This is a genomic window from uncultured Agathobaculum sp. (genome assembly GCF_963927765.1).
In the GTDB taxonomy this organism is placed as follows: domain Bacteria; phylum Bacillota; class Clostridia; order Oscillospirales; family Butyricicoccaceae; genus Agathobaculum.
The window spans coordinates 1-20207 of record NZ_CAWVCU010000079.1 but is presented as its reverse complement, the minus strand read 5'-3'; the positions used below and the strand labels follow the sequence as shown (position 1 = coordinate 20207).

The window sequence follows — 20207 nt, the reverse complement described above, 5'->3', positions numbered from 1 at the left end:
GGACATTGCCTCCTTATTTCTTCAGTGCCTCCTGAATGAACTGGTCAATGGCTGCCTTGGACCCGGGATTGACCACAGAATCAACAGCTTTTCCGTTCTTGTACAGAATCAGGGTTGGAATCACTTCCACCTGTGCTTCCTGTGCGAGTTGAGCCTCCTCATCAATGTTGATCTTTGCTGCTACAAGCTGCTCGCCATACTCTTCCGCAATCTTTTCATAGGCAGGGCCAATCCGGCGGCAATAACCGCACCAAGGTGCCCAGAAGTCCACCAAGACAGGCTTGTCCCCATTTATCATCTGCTGAAATTGTTTCTTATTCATATTGATAGCCGCCATGCCGGTCAGCTCCTTTCCTTTGTTTGGTCTTAGTATATCCCAAATTGCGGCTTTTTTCTGTGATAAGGTCACGCAAATGACTTTCCTTTCTGGTGACTGCTTGCGAACAAGAAATGCGCGAAAGGCCGTGTCCATCGGACACGGCCTTTCCTTTTTCTCTCTCTTTTCTCTCCCAAGCAAAAATGCTATTTCTTCAGACGGTTGACATACTCCAGAATAATATCCGTCGAATACTCTACGCCCAAACGGCCCGCATTGACACACAGATCGTAATGATCGCACTTGCCCCACACCTTGCCGGTGTAATAGTTGTAATATGTAGAGCGCTGTTTATCCATCTTTTCAAGCGCAGCCTCCGGCGTCTTGCCCTCAATCTCATAGTCGCCGCAGGTTTGAATCCGTTTCACACGATCCTCAATCGAACCATGGATGAAGAAATCAAATTTATTGGGGAAATCGCGCAGCACATGATCCGCACAACGACCAACCACAACGCAGGACGAATCCTCGGCCATTTCACGAATGATGTTGGACTGTGCCAGATAGAGCTGGTCAGTCAGGCTCATGCCATTCAGACCAACCGAACCGAACATCGTCAAGGAATACAGGAAGCTGTTGGTTGCACGCTTATCGAGCTGCTCAAACAGTTTTTCATCAAAACCGGTCTTTTTCGCCGCACGGGTAATCAACTCCCGGTCATAAAAAGGAATACCAAGGCGGAGCGCGAGTTTCTGGCCGATCTCCCTGCCTCCGGTACCATATTCACGGCCAATCGTGATAATCAAATTGTTATTCATAACGCACCCTCCTTACTGACTCTTATTATACAAATTGCATAATACTTTGTGTTATCAGTATGCACCATTTTATGATTTTTGTCAAGGTGATTTGAGAGTTTTTTTGCAGGCGGCAATTCTTTTACGCATGTAAAAATCGCGGTGAAATCCCTTCACCGCGATTTTTGCATTTTATTTGATGAGCATTGGCCCAACTGCATTGATATTACCCGCGCCCATGGTCAGCACAAGATCATTCGGTCCCGCTTCCCGCCGCAGATACTCTGCGATCTCTTCAAAGCTGTCCAGCGCGATTGCCCCCGGCACTTCCTTCGCCAGATCGGAAGCATAAATGCCGATCGTATTCTGCTCGCGCGCTGCATAGATCGGCGCCAGCACCGCCTGATCGCACATGCGCAGCGCTTCAACAAATTCGGAAAACAGCGCTTTGGTGCGCGTATAGGTATGCGACTGAAACGCACACAAGATTCGGTCAAAATGCATTTCCCGAGCCGTCGACAGCGTCGCCTTCATCTCGCTCGGATGATGCGCATAATCGTCCACGACAGTTGCACCGTTCGGCATTTTGCCGACCAACTGGAATCGACGCGAGGAACCGGTAAACCGATTTAAGCCACGCTCCGCTGCATCCCCCGGCACACCAAGGAACTCTGCCGCCGCACAGCAGGCCAGCGCATTGAGCATATTGTGCCGACCGGGCACAGAAAGCTCCACCTTCGCATAGGGCGCGCCGTCAACCAGAACAGTGAATCGATAATAACCGTTCTCATCGCGGATATCCGTGGCACGCACATCCGCACCCTCATTCAGGCCAAATGTGCGAATATGGCGATCCAGACCATCCACGCAGCGCATGGCATTGGGGTCATCACCGTTGACCACCACCAAACCGTTCATCGGCGTCAGCTCCACAAAGGAACGGAAGGAATGAATGATATCGTTGATATCCTTGAAAAAGTCCAGATGGTCCTCCTCCACATTAAGCACCACGGCAACCGTCGGCGCAAAGGATAGGAAGGAATTGCAGTATTCGCAGCTTTCCGCCACAAAACAGCCCTTATTACCGATACGCAGCGTACCGCCGATTGCAGGCAGGTTGCTGCCGACCATAACGGTCGGGTCCATCTGGGCTTCCATCGTAATCAGCGCCATCATGGAAGTAGACGTGGTTTTGCCATGTGTACCAGCCAAGCAGACCACGTTCTCATAGTCACGCATCAGGTGTCCCCACGCTTCCGCGCGTTCCATCACCGGGATACCCAGCGCATGCGCGCGCGCCACTTCAGGGTTATCATCATGCACAGCGGCAGTACGCACAATCAGCGACACGCCTTCCACGTTCTCCGCCTTGTGCTCATACACGATTTTCGCGCCCAGCGCCTCCAAGCGAGCCGTCACATCGGTTTTCAGCCGATCCGAACCGCTCACCGGCACCCCCCAGCTGAGCAACAGCTCTGCCAGTGAGCTCATCGACACACCGCCGATGCCAATCAGGTGTATTCTTTCCTTATTCTCAATATAGGGCTTGATAGACAGGGCCATTTCCCCAAAGCCTCCCATTTTGTACTTTTTGCTGCGAGCATGGATATTTCACATTTCACAGCTTTGTATTTATTCTTACCAGTCAAGGTATATTATAGTATAGTTTTGTTAAAATGAAAAGAGTAAAACAAACCAAAATCCCTGTCCCGACCGAAAAAGGAGTTATTCCATGGAAATCACCGACATTAAATTCCGCCATATCGAACCTTCCGGCAAGCTCAAAGCGCTGGTTTCCGTCACGTTTGACGGCGTACTGGCGGTACACGATATCAAAATCATCGCCGGGCACGACCGCCTGTTTCTTGCGATGCCGTCCCGCCGCATGCCGGATGGGCGTTTCCGCGACATTGCGCATCCGGTCGGTGGTGCGCTGCGCGAAACACTGGAGCAACAGGTTCTGAACGCCTATCTTGCCCTACCCCAGGAGCATTCCTCCCCTTGCTAACGGTTTGATTTGCATTTTTCGCGCCGATGCGGTACAATAACTCATAAGCAAGGAGAGAAAACCATTATGAGAGTATTGATTTTATCCGTCACCGCGGGCTATGGTCATCACGCTACCGCCAAGGCTATTGGCGATATGCTCACAAGCAAAGGCGCGGAAGTGCATACGCTGGACGTTTATGCCTATATCAGCAATCTGATTAAGAATACCATCGACAAGGGATATTTGTTTTCGTCCAAACACATGCAAACCCTGTATCGTTTGGTATATCAGCTTGCAGAAAACAACGGCGCCAGTTATTTTTCAAGCGCCCCCAGCATCATCAATATCATCAATGCGCTGGGTGCGTCCAAGTTTGCTAAGGTGCTTGCAGGCTATGCACCCGATGTGATCATCTGCACCCATATTTTTGCGGCGCAAATGGTTGACGAACTGAAAAAGCGCAAAAAACTTGCCGATATTACAACGATCGGTATTGTGACCGACTATACCCTGCATCCCTATTGGGAGGATGTGCCGCGCGTGCAATACATTGTCACAGCAAGCGAGCTGCTCACCTTCCGCTGCGTCAAGCGCGGCATTCCAGAGCGCCGCATTCTGCCTTTCGGTATCCCGGTGCATCCGAAATTCAACCAAATGCTGTCGCGGCAGGACGCCGCTGCCCAGCTTGGCATCGATCCCAACATGCGCACGCTGCTACTGATGGGCGGCAGCATGGGATATGCAGACCATGTCAAAATCTTGGAAAAGCTGACCTCAATCGGTATCCCCCTGCAACTGCTTGTGGTGTGTGGCAACAACAAGAAAATGCAGCTTCGTGTCGAGCAGTTCGCCTCCCGTTATGAAGGCGAATGCGTGGTCAAGCCGTATGGGTTTGTGCATAACGTCGAAGTGATGATGAGTGCATCCGACTGCATTGTCTCCAAGCCGGGCGGACTGACGGTTTCCGAAGCGCTTGCAAAAAATCTGCCCATGCTGCTGGTCGATCCCATTCCCGGACACGAAGAACGCAACGTAGATTTTCTGGTGAACAACGGCATGGCGGCTTTGATTACCAAGCACTTCCCCATTGACGAAGCTGTATATGAGCTATTCCGCAACCCGGTTCGTCTGAAAACCGTGCGCCAAACCATGCAGGCTATCGCGCACCCGGATGCAACCGAGCGGTTGGCAGAATTTGTGCTTCACAGCAAATAAATTTTTATCGTGAAAACGGCAAAGGACACGAACGTGTCCTTTGCCGTTTTTTCATTCTCTTCATCAAGTCATTGCATTAAGGGTGACAAAATCTTGGCCATCAATGCAATCATCTCATGTTTAGGTATTGGCTGCGCTTCGGTAATCCACTTTTCCAGCATTCCTACAACCCCCATCGCAACGAAACGCGCAATATACACATCTTCAACGCTGCGGTATGGCATGCCTTCCAGTCGGCACTCTTCCAACACACCGATCAGTTTTTTTCCGAACCCCTCAACACCGCTGCCCTTAATCAGCGCCGTGACAATTTCCCGGTTTTCCTCCAGATAGTCCACCGCCCGACTGAGCACCGGCTGCAAGGTTGCAATCTCGCTAGGCCGTAAGCTTGCAATCATACCGCGGAAATCTGCAATCATTTCCGCCTCGATCCGTTCACGAAGATCATATACGTCCTGATAATGGGCATAAAATGTTCCGCGATTGATATCCGCTTCCCGCACCACATCGGTTACCGTAATACTTTGAAAGTCCTTTTGCTGCATCAGCCGCGTCAACGCCTGCCGCAGCAGTTTCTTTGTTCTCCTGATACGCTTGTCCTCTTGTTGTTGCATGTTCCTTCCCTCCATTCTTTTCTCTAAAAACAAACATATTTTATCTTATTGTATATTATTGCACATAACAATCATATTTGATTCTTGTGTATGTTATCCTTATGTTTTATACTATATCACGAAATAAAATCATACACAATATCTATTATCAGGAAAGTTGGTGTTTATTTGAAAAAAGAAGGCCACCGTCCGGTTGACCTGATCATACATAAACGCAAGCAGATCGAAAAAATCTTTGCTGTACTGGTTGTACTCAGTCTGATCTGCATTCCTATGGTCGGTGTCAACTATGACTTAACCAAATACCTGCCGGATTCCTCCCCTTCCGCGCAGGCACTAGACATCATGCAGGAAGAATTCACCTATCCCGGTATGGGGCGGGTCATGCTGCAAGACGTCACACTGTACGAAGCCAAAAATATCAAGGATCGCATCTCTCAAGTGGATGGTGTGGACATGGTCATGTGGTGCGATACCACGACCAATATCTATGGCTCGGATCTATTCATTGATTATTCCAGCATCGAGGATTATTACAAAGACGGAAACGCCTATATGGATGTCATTTTTCTGGAAAAGGACTCCTCCTCACGCACACACAAAGCCGTTGCGGAAATCGAACAGATCGTCGGGGACCGCGGCCTTGTGGCAGGCTCTGCTGTTTCGGATACCAACCTCGGTCCGACAATCAACGCAGAAGTCGCCCGCGTGATGATGCTGGCGGTCGTCATCATCTTTTTGATCTTGACGCTCACGACAACCTCATGGTTTGAACCCGTGCTGTTTTTGTCCGTGCTGGGCATTGCTATTGTCATCAACATGGGTTCCAACATCATTTTTGGAGAAATCTCTTTCCTTTCCAATGCAGTCGGTGCAGTTTTGCAGCTGGCCTGTTCGATGGACTATTCGATCTTCCTGCTGCACGCCTTCACAGATGAAAAGGCCAACGGTGTGGAACCAGAGCAGGCAATGGCAAATGCATTGCGCACTGCCTTTTCTTCGATTGGTGCATCCGGCGCAACGACGATCGTCGGATTCCTTGCATTGGCGCTCATGCGGTTTGGTGTCGGCCCGGATATAGGCTTTGTTTTGGCAAAGGGCATCGCACTGAGTCTTCTGACCGTGTTGCTGCTGATGCCTGCGCTGATTTTGCGTTTTCAGAACGTCATCGCCAAAACACAGCACCGCTCCTTTATTCCCCGCCAGTGGCGCGGCTTTGGCGAATTCTCCTATAAGCTGCGTAAGCCCGTGCTGGCCGTGGTGGCTATTCTGATTATCCCCTGCTATATTGCACAAGGCATGGCTGACTTCACTTACGGAAACGAAGCGGTTGCCAACTCCCCCGGCACACCGGTATATGAAGCCGAACAGCAAATGAATGAACAATTCGGGCAAAGCAATATGATGCTTGCGCTTATCCCACTGGACGGCAACGTAACAGAAAAAGCCATGTGCGAAGAGATCAACGATCTTCCCTATGTGAAATACGCACTTGGTCTTGCTTCCGTCCTGCCGGACGGTATCCCGGAAGATTTTCTACCGGAAAGCGTCACCAGTATGATGCACGGCGAAAACTGGGCGCGTGTCATCATCAACGTCCGGTCCGCCGGCGAAAGCGACGCGGCATTTTCCTATGCTGATAATATCCGCGCCATCATCAACCGTTATTATCCGGACGCGCAGACCTACCTTGTCGGCGTTACCCCATCCACGCAGGATATCAAGGACATCATTGTGCCGGACAACCAGCTGGTCAATCTCGTTTCCCTACTCGGCGTTGCGCTTGTTGTGGCGATCACGTACAAATCAGCGCTGCTGCCGGTTGTTGTATTGATTCCGATTGAATGCGCAGTATTCATCAACACTGCCATGCCTTATATCTACGGACAGCGCACGATGTTTCTTGGCTTTATTATCGTCAGCTGTATCCAACTGGGCGCGACAATCGACTACTCCATTCTGCTGACCGGCAATTATTTGGATGCTCGTTCACAAGGCGACAAAAAAGAGGCTGCCATTCGTGCCGTTACCGTCAGCGCGGAGTCCATCCTAACTTCGGGCATGATCTTGATGACAGTGGCATACGGGCTGTACTTCATGACCTCAGTCGAAGCCATTTCTGGTCTGGGACAGCTGATTGGCCGTGGTGCACTCATCTCTGTCATTTTGGTGCTGTTTTTGCTCCCCGGCTGCCTGATGCTGTTTGACCGCTGGATCGTAAAGCCGGACTACGCGCAGAAGAAGCATGCAAAGATGAACCGCATCCGCAGCACCAAACTGATTTTGCCTGTATTGAGTGAGCTGCATCAGCAGCGCCTGCATTTGGTCGCACAGATTCGAGAAAACCGTCGGGCACGGCATCGGGAAATGCGAAAGAAACTATCGAATATGCTTTCTTTCCTTCGCCATAAGCCACAAAACACCAATAGTAACGCATCGCAGCCCGACAGCAAGGAGGATAAACACGATGATGAATCATAAATTCCGTCGCCTAACGGCAGCTACATTGGCACTTTTGTGCGTGCTGCCGCAAGCGGCACAGGCCGCGGCCCCCACCATTCAAACGGACGAAGCGGTCTATATCAATCTTGACTATTACGGTACACCGGAAAATACCCGTATCGTCAAGGGTGTCAGCCTAAATGGACACACAGAATTTACCGATTACGGCAACTACTCCGATGTCTACAATATGTCTACGTTGGACGAACCTACATTGAGCGACAGAGAAGTTTCCTGGGCGCTTACTGATGACGGCTTACAGCGTTTCTATTACGAATGCGTGCCGGACAGCAGCACCTCCATCCAGCTTCCTTGGAATTTTGACGTGTCTTATAAGCTCAATGGTGTGCCGGTAGAAGCAGAGAAATGTGCTGGTGCAAACGGTCTGGTTGAAATGAATATCCATGCTACGCCCAACGACGCTGCCGGAGAATACTACAAAAATAACATGATGCTGGTTTGCGCCACGGGTATTGACATGAGCAAAGCGCTCTCAATCGACGCCCCCGGTGCACAGGTGCAGTCAATCGGCACCTATAAGATTGTCATGTTTATGGGCCTTCCGGGGGAAGAAAGTACGTTTACTGCGCGCATTGGATCGAATTCCTTTGAAAGTATGGGACTTATCCTGTTTATGGCGCCTGCTACCCTCTCTTCTCTGGACATTCTGTCCGATATGCGAGATATCAAGGACCGGCTGGGCAGTTCTGGAGACAGCCTGTATGAAGGCCTTAGCAGCATGCTTGAATCCATGCAATCCATGCAAAGCGGACTCGGCGCACTATCGAGTGGTATTTCTGGCATCAATGCCGTACGCAAGCAGCTGATCGCCGATCGCGGCACAATAGATCCGCAGGTCGATGCCGCCTTATCCTCACTGGAAACACTGGCCGGAAAAACTGATTCTCTGATTCCAGAACTCAACTCCATGAAAACCACGGTGACCACACTCGGTGCGACCATCAACAGCATGCTGGGTACCGTGCAATCTACAACCGAGGATGTGAATTCCTATCAGCAGCTTCTGAAGGACTTAGACACTACACTTAGCAATCTGGATGATTTCGTGAATGATCTGCAAGATGCATCCGGAGATGATCTGCTGCATATCCTGCAACTGCAAACTGCCGTAGAAAATATCAAACAGGATGTAAAAACGCTGCAAACGCATCTGGGCACGCTCCGCGAGAAGGTAGAGTCACTCAACAGTCAGATTTCTGCTTTACAAATCATTTTGGACGGTAGCGGTTTGAGTGAGCCTGTATATTCCCTGCTCTCGTCTCTTCTAGATAACGCCTCTGGCTCGCTCTCTGCGATCAAACAGAGCATTCGCACACTAGAAGATATCCTCTCTGACACCAGCGGACTGCTTGGGACTGCTGATTCGATTCTCGATAACTTGGATGAGATCAACGACATTTTAAACGACTATGACGGCTTGCCGCAGGATCTGATTGGCGAAGGCAAAGAGCTTACCGTATTAGCGGATCAAACGCTTGAGCGGGTGCATCAGTTAATCGCGGATATCCCCGCACTCTCTGCTTCTCTCGATGAGATCACCAAAACCACCAACTCCGCTGCAGACAAATGTTCGGATCTGATGGTCACACTGACGAAAACGCTCACCTCCGCCAACGATCTGCTGCAATCTGCCACCGACACCCTGCGTTCCGTACGTGATAAATCGGATGCCAGCCTGCAATCCTCGTTGGACGGTCTCATCGACGTGCTTGACCGTGCTTCCTCATCCAGCAGTTCTTCCAGTCTGCAAAATGCCAATGATTCCATTCACGGCGCGATCAACGACGCTAAAAAAGACTTAGAAGAGGATACAAACGTACTCAATATTGATGCCGAAGCGGCGCTGCAATCGGTCACCTCTTCTCAGAATCCAACCCCCTCCAGCCTGCAATTTATCCTACGAACCAAAGAAATCTCTGCGCCCTCTGAAAAAGATGCCATCCAGCCGGAGGCATCCGACGAAGATCAGGGCGTACTATCCCGCATCACTAACATTTTCAAAAAGCTGTTTTCTGCTGTATATGGCGTATTCACCTCAGAAAATACGTGACAAAAAAGCGCCGCGTTCGATTGAACGCGGCGCTTTTCACAGCTTGTATTTCCTCAGTCAGCCATTTGCTCGACCGGTGTCAGATATTTTTCCTGATAGTAACGCAGTTTCTCTGCGAACTGCGGTGTAGACTTATACTCCTGCTTGATATAGGCATGGGTGTCAAATTCCTCCGCACCTTCGCCCAGCTGAATGGTATAAATCGCAATATTGGAGCAGTGGTCGCTGATTTTCTCCAAATCATGCACAATGTCAAGGAAATGAATACCAGTCTGCATGGTACACTCATTGCGGCTCAGTCGCTCGATATGGCGGCTCTTGAGACGCTCCTTGAGCGTATCGACCACTTCTTCGATCGGCTCCACCGTTTTGGCCACCGATACCGATCGCGTTACATATCCTTCTACCGTTAAGTCAAGCACTTCCCCAACGGCACTGCACATCGCATGAAGCTCCTGCATCGCTGCTTGTGAGAACGACATATCTGTCTGGCGGAATTCATCCACTCTGCTGAAGATATTCTGCGCGTAGTCGCCAATCTTTTCAAAATCAGACAGCGAATGCATCATCTCCGCCAGTTGCCGCCGCTGATCGACCGAACGGATATTATGGATATTGGTCAAATAACGGCCAATTTCCACCTCCGCGCGATCCAAAAAGCTTTCATGCTCACGGAAAATATCCTCTTTCGGCATTCCTTCGCCAAACAGCGGCTCGGTTGCTAAACGGAAGTTCTGCTTGGCCGCGTCACCCATGTCTGCAATGCAGCGCTGCGCCTGCTCCAGCGCCAGCGAAGGCGTGGTCAAAAAGCGCGGCTCCAGCTTTGCCAGCGGATCCTCCTGCACCTCGCCGGAGGGTACGCTCCAGGTGGCAAGCTTGACCAGCAAGCCGGTAAATGGCAGGAACAAAATCGTGCAGGTGACGTTGAACAGCGTGTGGAAGTTTGCAATGCCGCCCTTGTCGATTGGGCTGTCCCAAAACGGAAAACCACCGGTATATTCCAGCGCATAAACTGCAACTAGGAACACAATCGAACCGATCAGATTAAAATAAAAGTGAACCATCGCGGTACGGCGTGCATTCTTCGATCCGCCCAGCGAGGACAGAAACGCAGTGATACAGGTACCGATATTCTGTCCCAAGATGATGGGAATGGCTGCCGCATAGGTAATCGCACCCGTAGTCGACAGAGCCTGCAAAATACCGACCGATGCCGAAGAGGACTGAATGATCGCGGTAACGCCTGCACCAACCAGCACACCCAGCACAGGATTCGCAATCGTTGAGAACAGCTGCGCAAACTGCGGCAGATCCGCAAGCGGTGCAACCGCACTCTCCATCACCGACATACCGATAAACAAAATACCGAAGCCGGAAAAAATATCTGCAATATCACGCGTCCGACGTTTTTTTGCCAGCATCATAATAATCACGCCTGCCAACACGATCACATATGCCAAATTCTTGGGATTGAGCATCTGCATCAGCAGGTTTTCGCTCACTGCCCCGCCGCTATCCAAGCGCAGGATCTGTGCGGTGATGGTGGTACCGATGTTCGCACCCAAAATGACGCCGACAGACTGCCGCAGCGACATAATGCCCGCATTAACAAAACCAACCACCATGACGGTCGTGGCCGACGAGGATTGAATCACCATCGTGACCACCATGCCCATCAGCAATGCTTTAAACACATTGCCCGTCATTTTTTCCAGTGTTTTTTCCAATTTGGAGCCTGCCGCACGCTCCAGACCTTTTCCCATTGTCGTCATGCCATAGATGAACAGTGCCAGACCACCGATCAGCTGGACAATGGACAGTGCATTGAAGTCCATGGAACTCCTCCGTTTCACATCTCTCTTACAATTCTCTGACGTTCCCCATACATTTTCCAGTATACTGTTTTCGCTATTCTCTGTCAACGGTAAAAACGCTTTCAGGAGGGATATTGTGTGAAGACTCCGTTAATCTTAATTTCAAGCGGACGATTCATGGACACTCTGTCCATTTTCCGCCGTCAGTCTGAATTATACACCACCTGTCTTTCCGCAGCCGGCGGTACCGGTGTAATACACAGCGGTGCATCAACTGCCGCACTTGCTGCGCGATGCGACGGTTTATTGCTGGCTGGCGGCGGCGATATCCATCCTGCCCGATACGGACAGACGTGCGCTTGCAAGCAGCTATCCATTGATTGCATCCGTGACGAGGAGGAACAAGCGTTATTTGACGCATTCTTCGCTCGTAGCAAACCGATACTGGGTATCTGCCGTGGCATGCAGGTCATCAACGTCTTTCTCGGCGGTACGTTGCAGCAGAACGTCACCGGTCACGCCAGCTGCTGCCATACCCTCCAATGTTCCGGCTGGCTTGCCGAACAGATCGGCACGACCACAACGGTCAACAGCTATCACCACCAGATCGTGGAACGAATTGCAAACGATCTGACCGCTGTTGCCCATGCTCCTGACGGTGCGGTGGAAGCGCTTGTCCATCCTTCCGCCGCGCTGCTTGGTGTGCAGTGGCATCCGGAGCGCATGGTACCGCCCATCTGCGAAGATGTGAAAGGAGCCAACCATTTGCCGCTGTTTTTCTGGCTTTGCGGTCATTGTTAACACAAGCGTTGAGAAAGGAGCGGCCAACTGTCCGCTCCTTTTCCCAACTCTCTATGCGCTTTAACTTTTTTAACGATTCAGCAGCCAAATTGCTGCATTCAGATAGGCCGCAAACAGCAGCCAAAGCAGATATGGCACCATCAACCCAGCCGCGATAGGACTGATTGCCCGAAATCTGATGATGGTTTCCACCACCAACACCAGCAGCAGTATCAACCACGCGAGAGCAATACCGTACAAACCCGCATTGAAAAACAGCAGCGGCCAAACAAAATTGACGGCGAGCTGCGCGACGTACCACGTCAGCGCTTGCTTTTTCTCGGCTTGTGGTGCATCCGCTTTCCAAACCAGTACGCTGGCGACCCCCATCATCAGATATAGCACCGTCCATACCACCGGGAACACCCACGGCGGCGGTGCAAGCGGCGGCTGCACCAATGCACCATACGTAGACATGCTCCCCATCGTCAACCAACCCGCCAAACCGCCGACCGCCAGCGGCAACGCAAGCCCTATGATCCAAACCCACAGCACTTATCTCCCTCCCTTTACGGTCAGGATATGGTACGGCATATCTTTTTATGCGTCAAATTGCATTACAGCAAACCGAGCAGCAGCATTTCCTCCACGGTCAATGCATTTTCCTCGGTTTCCCCGTCCTGCAAGGGTCGCAGCTGCGCACCGCAGTTCGGGCAAACCGTGCAGTCATCGTCAAATGCCTTGCCGCAGTATTCACAGAATTTCATAGTCACAGCTCCTTTTTCTGATAGGTACGAACGCTGATGCGATAACAGGCCGCGTAAACCGCCAGACAGACAACCAGCGCAGCCGCCATCGGCAAGCCAATCGGCGCAGTTTCCAGCCGACTGAACCCCTGCTCAAACATGTCCACTATACCGGGGATAATGTCGAACTTTACAATTCCCGCCATTGCCAGAATCGGAATCCACACCACCGCTATCAGGATATACCGCGACTTTTCCACGCCAAATTTGAACGTCACTGCAAACATTAGCCCCATCAGCAGCAGCGAGATCAGCTCGCCGCCAAACAAGCTGAGTATATTTTCTATCATCGATGTCGATGGATCAACCAACGAATAGACCATTGTCATGGCCACGGCCAGCGCAAATAGCGTCAGATTGATCAATAGCCCCATCAGATACTTGCTTCGAACCACTTCGTGCCGTAAAATCGGCAGCGACAGACTGAGCTTATCCCAACCGTAGGCCTGATCGGATCCGCACAGCGTCGCGGGCAGCATAATGCTAAGCATGTCGACGATCATGATGAAAAACATAGGACCGCTCCACGCAAAAGCGGCGAACGCAAATACCACCAGAATAAACATCATTGACCGAATCGACTGACGAAAATTTAGCCAATCAGCATAGAGCATCGCTTTCATTTCGCATCCTCCCCTCTTGTCAAAAACAGCATCACCTGCTCAATATTGACCGGTTCCACCGGCCAGCCTTGTGGGACACCGTCCCGCCGCACCAGTGCTTCGCAGCCAAACGCACCGACGCGCTTACCCCGCACTGCCGCAGAATCGAGTGCAGTCAATTGTTCTGCCGTACAACGCAGCACACCATAGGTGTCCAGCAGTGCATCACGCGGCTCTGACAGCACCACGTTTCCACCGTGGATGAAGGTGATATAATCTGCAATCTTATCCAAATCACTGGTAATATGGCTGGATAGCAAGATTGAATGTCCCTCATCCTGCATGAAATCATAAAACAGGTCAAGTACCTCATCGCGCACCACTGGGTCAAGTCCGCTTGTCGGCTCATCCATAATCAGCAATTCTGCGTCATGCGACATCGCTGCGGCAATATTGACTTTCATCCGCATCCCCTTGGAGTAATCCTTGATCTTTTTGCCCGTATCAATGCCAAACCGCTTCAAAAAACCAAAGAACTGTTCGGAATGCCAGTTCTGATAGGCTTTCCCCATCAACACATCCACTTGACGCGCGTTCATCGTATTGAGGAAACATCCGTCCTCCAGCACAACACCGATACGCTCCTTGACCGCGCGTTCCTCTCGGATATTATCCTGCCCCAGCACATGAATTGTACCTGCGTCACGATGAATCAGATTTAAAACTGCCTTGAGCGTTGTGGTCTTGCCTGCTCCATTTTCTCCAACGAGCCCCATCACACAGCCACTTGGCAATGTAAACGATACATTTTTGAGCACAAACCCTTTATATTGCTTGCACAGGCCCGAAATTTCCAATGCGTTTTCCATTAGATCCCCTCCTCAAATACCGCCGCGGCAATCTCAAGAAATTCGTCCTTTTCCAGATTGCCCAAATGCGCCGCTTTTGCTGCTTCCTCCAAATACGCCTCTACCCTACGCAGCTGCTCCTCACGCAGCAGTTCCACGCCAACCGGAGCCACAAAACTGCCACGGCCGGTCTGGCTGATGATAAATCCCTCGCGCTCCAGCTCTTCATAGGCACGCTTCGTCGTGATCACGCTGATCCGTAAATCCTTGGCCAACAATCGCATGGACGGCAGCGCCTCGCCCGGCTGCAATTCGCCGCCGACAATCTTAGCCTTGATCTGGCGCGCGATCTGCTCATAAATCGGTGTACCGTCTACGTTCGACAGGATGATGTCCATTGCATCCTCCCCTTCCATATCATATATACTCATTATATACAATATTTACATTATGTCAATCCCTAATGCATATTTTTTTGAGCATGCAAAAAGCCGGCCCGGTATTGCACCGGGTCGGCTTTGTCCCACATGTTCTATTTTTCGCCCTCTTACGGCTGAATAGCAAAGGTGATTTGCACCTTAAACAAATCTCCGTCTACCGAAACTGCAAACGCACCGCCGCAGGCTTCGACGTAGCTTTTAGCGATCGCAAGGCCGAGGCCGCTGCCCTCCGTCGATCGCGCCGCGTCCCCACGGACAAACCGCTCTGTGATCTCGCTCGCGTCAAAGTCCATCGCGTAGTTGGCGATATTTTTCAGTTCGATGACCGCGTTCCCTTCCTGCTCCATGACCGAAACAAACACGCGTGTGCCCGGCATGGCATATTTAATGCAGTTGCCAATCAGGTTTTCCATTACGCGCGACATTTTCTTGCCATCTGCCCAAATCGGCACCTCATGCTCCGGCAAGTCCACTTTCAGCGTCAGTTTACCGTCTCCGATCGACTGATCCTGTTCGCCCAGCGCTTGCCGCACCAGCGTGCAGGCATCCAGCCGCTCGCAAAAGATCCGCTCCGCACCCGATTGCACCTTGGAAATGTCAAACAGATCACTGGTCAGGTTCTTGAGCCGCATCCCCTTTTGGTGAATGATCTTAGCGTAGTCATTTGCCTCCTCCGGCGTCAAATGCTCCTGACAAAGCAAGTCGGAGTAATTCAGAATGGAAGTGAGCGGGGTTTTCAAATCGTGGCTTACATTGGTGATTAACTCAGATTTCATGCGTTCGGCACGCACCTCGTTTTGCAAGGCAATCTGCATGCCATCACCCAGCGAGTTGATATCGTCCGCCATCGAGGCGAAAACACCCTCAGGCATATCGGTCAGCTTATAAGTCAGGTCGCCGCCACGCAACCGCCGCAGCGCGTCCACCACGCAATCAAAGCCGTCGATACGGCGTATCAGAAGCCATGCCGCTGCGGCAAACCATCCGATGCCCAGCATAAACGGCGTCCCCCAGCCGAAATCAATCATCACACCGAGCATTACCCCGCAAAACGCCAGTACAGCCGAATAAACGCCAAACACAATCAGCACCTTGCGCGTCTTATAATTCTGAAATGCCTTATGCCATAAGCCGTCCTTACCACGGCCTACACCATGCCATATGCCTTTGCACAGGTTCATAAACCAGCGACAGATATGCCTTACTGTGCGCCAGCACCAGCGGACAGCGCGCAGAATAAATGACCGCTCGACAAACGTGCGGTTTTTCAGGTTGCGCACAAGAGAAAGTAGCAGTTCCATTACCAGCGCGAACGCACAGACCAGCAGCGCGGTCAGCAGCTTGGTCATCACTACAATGATCTGGTTATTTGAGAAGAAAACCGCTTCCAATCCAATTAACACCAATGCTGCTGTGCCGATCACGGTACCACCGATGATGCACAGATTCAACTCAACAAACATCCGGTCAATCAACACAAGATGTACTTCTTCGTCCTCTGGCCTACGCCCGGTGACAAACAGCAGATAGATGAATGCAATGAGTGCGATAAAAAACACAGCGATACTCTTAGTCAGTGCCCCGTTAAAAATATCGCGTCCCTCTTCCCACTCGGCACGCAGTACCGCCGCCTGCTCCTCAGTAAGGCGCAGCAGGATGCAGTCCCCCTGCTGATACGTCTGCTCCGAACTCATAGCCGCACCGTTGATATAGTAATTATACGTTGCCTGATCCCATGTCTCATACTGGTAAGAAACGAAGTTTTGCAAATTATTATAGTGGCTTCCCGGCTCCATGACGACATAATAGGGCGATTTCTCTGCTTCCTCACGCGTTAAATCCGTGTTCTTCAGAACCACATCCCCCAGCTTGGCATAATAGTCACCGGCGAAACTTGCTTCCATCTGCTGATCCACATATTGCTGCAAATCGGTCGAATGCAGCGCATCATCCAAAATACTTAATGCACTGCTGAATTGACGATTGAGGATATCGGATTCGTCAAAGCTGGCATCCATCTCATATGGGAAGCCACCACCTTCCAGACTCTTCTCATAAAACCACTGTGTTGCGTTGCCAAGCGTCAGCCCAGCCACTGCCACGCAGACCAAGCAGACCACAAACGCAATGCCCTTCAGAATAGGCGACCTCATCACCTTTTTCATGTTCCCTCACTCCTCTCTATCTTATAGCCCACGCCCCACACAACCTTGAGGTAACGCGGCTCCTTGGGGTTGATTTCGATCTTCTCGCGGATATGCCGCACATGTACCGCAATCGCGTTATCGGACACCGCCTCCTCGTTCCATACCTGACGGTAAATTTCCTCGGTCGAGAACACCTTGCCCGGGTGACGGCACAGCAGCTCAAGAATTTTGTACTCGAGCGGCGTCAAACGCACGGCTTCGCCGTCTACCGTCACGGTCTTGCTCTCGGTGTCCAGCACCAGCCCTCGGATTGCGATCTGCTTTTCCGTCACCTGCATTGCCCCCAGCTGCGTATAGCGCCGCAGCTGGCTTTTGACGCGTGCAATCAACTCAGACGGGTTAAATGGCTTGGTAATGTAATCATCCGCGCCCGCCGTCAGGCCGAGAATCTTGTCCGCATCTTCGCTTTTTGCCGAAAGCAAAATGATCGGGATATTCTTGCTCTCGCGCACCTTGAGCAGTGTCTTGATGCCATCCATCTCTGGCATCATAATATCCAGCAGCAACAAATGCACCGGCCGCGTCATGACCACGTCAAGCGCTTCCAGACCATTATAGGCTTTCTCTACCATATAGCCGTCTGCCTGCAAAAAAATTGCAATGCTGTCCACGATCTCCTTATCATCGTCCACCACTAACACGGTCAGTTTGTCCATGGTGTCCCCCTCCTTTATGGTTCTATGATAACAAAGCTTTCTGTTGATTTTCCTCATGAAATTATTAAGATTTTCTTTATTATTCGCATTGGCAGAAAAAAACAAAAAGAGACGCCATCAGGCGTCTCTTTTTGTTTTCTTGGAGGTACCACCCAGAATCGAACTGGGGATCAGGGAGTTGCAGTCCCACGCCTTACCGCTTGGCTATGGTACCAGATGTGGAGCGGCTGACGAGGCTCGAACTCGCTACCTCCACCTTGGCAAGGTGGCGCTCTACCAGATGAGCTACAGCCGCATATTTATGGTGCCTCCGGGCGGAATCGAACCACCGACACGGGGATTTTCAGTCCCCTGCTCTACCGACTGAGCTACAGAGGCAAGTTTTCTTCAACCGATTCAGATTGAAGAAATGGCGACCCGGATGGGACTTGAACCCACGGCCTCCAGCGTGACAGGCTGGCGCTCTAACCAACTGAGCTACCGGGCCGAATCGCCGCCGCCGTAATCATCAGCGGCGAGATTTATTATATCGAAACATTAGCCAAATGTCAACACTTTTTTCAGGATTTTTTTATTTTTCTGCATGCGCTAAAATCTGCTGCAACTCTTCCCGTGAAAAAATGTAGACTTTATCACAAAACTGGCAGGTTACCTCACTTTTTTCCTGTTCTGCCGCCATTTTGGATAATTCCTCTTTTCCCATGCTGATCAACGCGCGCTCCACCTTCTCCCGGCTACACGCGCAGCGATAGCCGATGGTGTCAGTCTGCAAAAAGTCCACTGCGAAACCGTCCAGCACGGTCTGCACAATTTGCTCGAGCGTCATGCCCTTATCCAGCATGGTGGTCATCGGTTCAATTTTCGCAAGATTGGCTTCCAGACGGTCAATGTCTGCGTCCTTAACGCCCGGCATGAGCTGCACCAGCCACCCCCCGGCACATTTAACAGACCGGTCGGTATCCACCAGTACACCCAGCGCACACGCAGACGGAATCTGTTCACTCTCTGCAAAATAGCGCGTCAAATCCTCGGCAATCTCGCCGTTGACCAATGCGACTGTACCTGTAATCGGATCTTTCAGCCCAATATCCTTAATCACCATCAAATAACCGCGGCCTACACCGCCGCCCACATTCAGCTTACCATCTGCACGCAACGGCAACTCGCAGCCGGGATTTTGCAGATAGCCGCGCACCCAGCCATCAGAATCGCCCACACATACAATCGTCCCCAGCGGGCCGTTACCTTTGACCTGCACCGTAACCGAGCCGTCATCGGTTTTGAGCTGACTGCCCATGATTGCCGTAGCGGTCAGGGTGCGCCCGAGTGCTGCAGTCGCCACAGGTGTAGTATCGTGAATCTCCCGCGCGCGTTCCACCAATCCGGTCGTCACAGCAGCGGAAATCTGAATGCCCGCATCGCGGGCGATTGCGCGAAGTAACATATCGCTCATATTTGTTTAATCTCTCTTTCGTGCGGTAATATAAACCCGATCCTCCCCGCCCTGTACCGGCGAAAAGTTCTGGTCTCCATAGGTTTTGATTTCAGAAAATCCGGCCTTTTCCAGCATGGCGCTCAATTCCTCAATCGTATACACGCGTTCCTCGTGCGTCTCCTGCGCGCGTGTCCATGCATCGCCATCTCGTTCGAAGATGTCGAACTGATAGGCGCACAAGCCATCCTCGACTGCGGCCTGCCAAACACAGAATACGTCCTCGTCTTCGCGCACATAACTGTTGCCATCGATACGCGCAAACTTTTTCGGCGTGTTAATATCAAACACGAATAAGCCAGTTTTGGGCTCAAGGAACAGATGTACGCGCTCAAATGCCTGTTGCAGCACGGATGGCTCCGTCACATAATTTATGCTGTCCAGACAGCACAGGCACACATCCACCGTGCCATACAGATCAAGCTGCTCCATGCGCTGGTTGAGGAACAAGGGGCGCGGATCACAGTCAAACGTGTTCTGCATCGCCTGCATCAGCATCTCCGGCGATGCATCTACACCGATCATATCGTATCCTCGCTGTGCTAGCAGCCGGGTCAAGCTCCCCGTCCCACAAGCCAGATCGAGCACGAGCTTCGGCTCTATCTCCTCGCGTGCAAACAGTGCAACGAAAAACTCTGCCCACTGCTCATAGCCCACATCATCCGTAAAGCGGTCATAGTATGCCGACAGTGTCTGATAACTATTCATCGTCTTCCTTCAAGCGGTCCAACATTTTGCGATATCCGTCTGACCCATACACCAGGCACTTATTGACCCGACTGATCGTCGCGGTCGATGCGCCGGTTTCCTGCACGATATCGCTGTAAATCCGGCCTTCGTCCAACATACGGGCCACCTGAAAGCGTTGCACCATGGCACGCAGTTCCGCGATCGTACACAAATCCTCAAAGAAGTCATAGCAGTCTTCCACCGTCTTGAGCTTCAGGATTCCTCGAAACAAGATGTCCATATCTTCATCTTTCAGTTTTCGATTCAAGACATATCCCTCCTACATTCAAATTCCAGTTCCGTTATCTGTATTATAACACAGCACTTT

At 51.2% G+C, this 20207-nt stretch carries 20 protein-coding genes and 4 tRNA genes; 5 read left to right on the top strand and 19 right to left on the bottom strand.

What is annotated here, in order from left to right; all coding sequences use genetic code 11:
• Positions 1 to 13: 13 nt before the first annotated feature.
• The 3 genes from trxA to murC all read right to left on the bottom strand — a co-directional run bounded on the left by trxA (position 14) and on the right by murC (position 2676).
• The gene (gene trxA / locus ABGT74_RS06845; protein ID WP_346704975.1) at positions 14 to 472 is read right to left on the bottom strand and encodes a thioredoxin; all 459 of its coding nucleotides are present in this window, start codon (positions 470 to 472) and stop codon (positions 14 to 16) included.
• A 50-nt stretch (positions 473 to 522) separates the two neighbouring features.
• Positions 523 to 1134 (bottom strand): cytidylate kinase-like family protein, encoded by a 612-nt coding sequence (locus ABGT74_RS06840; protein WP_297283105.1) that lies wholly within the window; start codon positions 1132 to 1134, stop codon positions 523 to 525.
• 171 nt (positions 1135 to 1305) lie between these two features.
• Positions 1306 to 2676, bottom strand: a complete 1371-nt coding sequence (gene murC, locus ABGT74_RS06835) for a UDP-N-acetylmuramate--L-alanine ligase (protein WP_297283104.1) — start codon at positions 2674 to 2676, stop codon at positions 1306 to 1308.
• A gap of 169 nt (positions 2677 to 2845) precedes the next feature.
• On the opposite strand from murC, the gene ABGT74_RS06830 reads away from it, so the two are divergent.
• Both ABGT74_RS06830 and ABGT74_RS06825 read left to right on the top strand, forming a co-directional pair.
• On the top strand, positions 2846 to 3121 hold the full coding sequence (locus tag ABGT74_RS06830) for a SpoVG family protein (RefSeq protein WP_297283103.1): 276 nt from the start codon (positions 2846 to 2848) through the stop codon (positions 3119 to 3121).
• Between the two features lie 66 nt (positions 3122 to 3187).
• A complete protein-coding gene (locus tag ABGT74_RS06825; protein ID WP_346704974.1) occupies positions 3188 to 4318 on the top strand; it encodes a glycosyltransferase in 1131 nt (376 codons plus the stop codon).
• Positions 4319 to 4386: 68 nt separating this feature from the next.
• Here ABGT74_RS06825 and ABGT74_RS06820 read toward each other — a convergent pair whose 3' ends face one another.
• Positions 4387 to 4932 (bottom strand): TetR/AcrR family transcriptional regulator, encoded by a 546-nt coding sequence (locus ABGT74_RS06820; protein ID WP_346704973.1) that lies wholly within the window; start codon positions 4930 to 4932, stop codon positions 4387 to 4389.
• Positions 4933 to 5100: 168 nt separating this feature from the next.
• Between ABGT74_RS06820 and ABGT74_RS06815 the strand changes: the two genes are divergently transcribed.
• Both ABGT74_RS06815 and ABGT74_RS06810 read left to right on the top strand, forming a co-directional pair.
• On the top strand, positions 5101 to 7413 hold the full coding sequence (locus ABGT74_RS06815; RefSeq protein WP_346704972.1) for an MMPL family transporter: 2313 nt from the start codon (positions 5101 to 5103) through the stop codon (positions 7411 to 7413).
• Positions 7400 to 9505, top strand: coding sequence for a hypothetical protein (locus tag ABGT74_RS06810; protein ID WP_346704971.1), 2106 nt, complete (start codon positions 7400 to 7402; stop codon positions 9503 to 9505). Before ABGT74_RS06815 ends, ABGT74_RS06810 begins: the two co-directional genes overlap by 14 nt.
• Positions 9506 to 9558: 53 nt before the next feature.
• On the opposite strand, the gene ABGT74_RS06805 is transcribed toward ABGT74_RS06810, so the two are convergent.
• Entirely contained in the window at positions 9559 to 11340 is a 1782-nt protein-coding gene (locus tag ABGT74_RS06805) for a Na/Pi cotransporter family protein (protein WP_346704970.1), read from the bottom strand.
• Between the two features lie 117 nt (positions 11341 to 11457).
• Here ABGT74_RS06805 and ABGT74_RS06800 point away from each other — a divergent pair, with 117 nt between their 5' ends.
• A complete protein-coding gene (locus ABGT74_RS06800) occupies positions 11458 to 12120 on the top strand; it encodes a type 1 glutamine amidotransferase (protein WP_297283097.1) in 663 nt (220 codons plus the stop codon).
• 69 nt (positions 12121 to 12189) lie between these two features.
• On the opposite strand, the gene ABGT74_RS06795 is transcribed toward ABGT74_RS06800, so the two are convergent.
• The 14 genes from ABGT74_RS06795 to ABGT74_RS06730 all read right to left on the bottom strand — a co-directional run bounded on the left by ABGT74_RS06795 (position 12190) and on the right by ABGT74_RS06730 (position 20147).
• Entirely contained in the window at positions 12190 to 12654 is a 465-nt protein-coding gene (locus ABGT74_RS06795; RefSeq protein WP_346704969.1) for a TspO/MBR family protein, read from the bottom strand.
• 62 nt (positions 12655 to 12716) lie between these two features.
• On the bottom strand, positions 12717 to 12866 hold the full coding sequence (locus tag ABGT74_RS06790) for a hypothetical protein (protein WP_297283095.1): 150 nt from the start codon (positions 12864 to 12866) through the stop codon (positions 12717 to 12719).
• Between the two features lie 2 nt (positions 12867 to 12868).
• The gene (locus ABGT74_RS06785) at positions 12869 to 13519 is read right to left on the bottom strand and encodes an ABC-2 transporter permease (protein ID WP_346704996.1); all 651 of its coding nucleotides are present in this window, start codon (positions 13517 to 13519) and stop codon (positions 12869 to 12871) included.
• A gap of 5 nt (positions 13520 to 13524) precedes the next feature.
• The gene (locus tag ABGT74_RS06780; protein WP_346704968.1) at positions 13525 to 14376 is read right to left on the bottom strand and encodes an ABC transporter ATP-binding protein; all 852 of its coding nucleotides are present in this window, start codon (positions 14374 to 14376) and stop codon (positions 13525 to 13527) included.
• Positions 14376 to 14753, bottom strand: a complete 378-nt coding sequence (locus ABGT74_RS06775) for a GntR family transcriptional regulator (protein ID WP_297283092.1) — start codon at positions 14751 to 14753, stop codon at positions 14376 to 14378. The genes ABGT74_RS06780 and ABGT74_RS06775 overlap by 1 nt, the downstream gene beginning before the upstream one ends.
• A gap of 149 nt (positions 14754 to 14902) precedes the next feature.
• Positions 14903 to 16960, bottom strand: a complete 2058-nt coding sequence (locus ABGT74_RS06770; RefSeq protein ID WP_346704967.1) for a HAMP domain-containing sensor histidine kinase — start codon at positions 16958 to 16960, stop codon at positions 14903 to 14905.
• Positions 16957 to 17658: a response regulator transcription factor gene (locus ABGT74_RS06765; protein ID WP_346704966.1), complete on the bottom strand. Its 702-nt coding sequence runs from the start codon at positions 17656 to 17658 to the stop codon at positions 16957 to 16959. The genes ABGT74_RS06770 and ABGT74_RS06765 overlap by 4 nt, the downstream gene beginning before the upstream one ends.
• Positions 17659 to 17798: 140 nt before the next feature.
• Positions 17799 to 17872, bottom strand: a tRNA-Cys gene (locus tag ABGT74_RS06760).
• Positions 17873 to 17877: 5 nt separating this feature from the next.
• Positions 17878 to 17953: transfer RNA gene (locus tag ABGT74_RS06755), tRNA-Gly, on the bottom strand.
• Between the two features lie 7 nt (positions 17954 to 17960).
• Positions 17961 to 18036: transfer RNA gene (locus tag ABGT74_RS06750), tRNA-Phe, on the bottom strand.
• Positions 18037 to 18068: 32 nt separating this feature from the next.
• Positions 18069 to 18145, bottom strand: a tRNA-Asp gene (locus ABGT74_RS06745).
• A gap of 84 nt (positions 18146 to 18229) precedes the next feature.
• A complete protein-coding gene (hslO, locus tag ABGT74_RS06740) occupies positions 18230 to 19111 on the bottom strand; it encodes an Hsp33 family molecular chaperone HslO (RefSeq protein WP_346704965.1) in 882 nt (293 codons plus the stop codon).
• A gap of 6 nt (positions 19112 to 19117) precedes the next feature.
• Entirely contained in the window at positions 19118 to 19858 is a 741-nt protein-coding gene (locus ABGT74_RS06735) for a methyltransferase domain-containing protein (protein ID WP_346704964.1), read from the bottom strand.
• Positions 19851 to 20147 carry a YerC/YecD family TrpR-related protein gene (locus tag ABGT74_RS06730; protein WP_297283087.1) on the bottom strand — a complete coding sequence of 99 codons (297 nt, stop codon included), beginning with the start codon at positions 20145 to 20147 and terminating at the stop codon, positions 19851 to 19853. The genes ABGT74_RS06735 and ABGT74_RS06730 overlap by 8 nt, the downstream gene beginning before the upstream one ends.
• Positions 20148 to 20207: the final 60 nt, after the last annotated feature.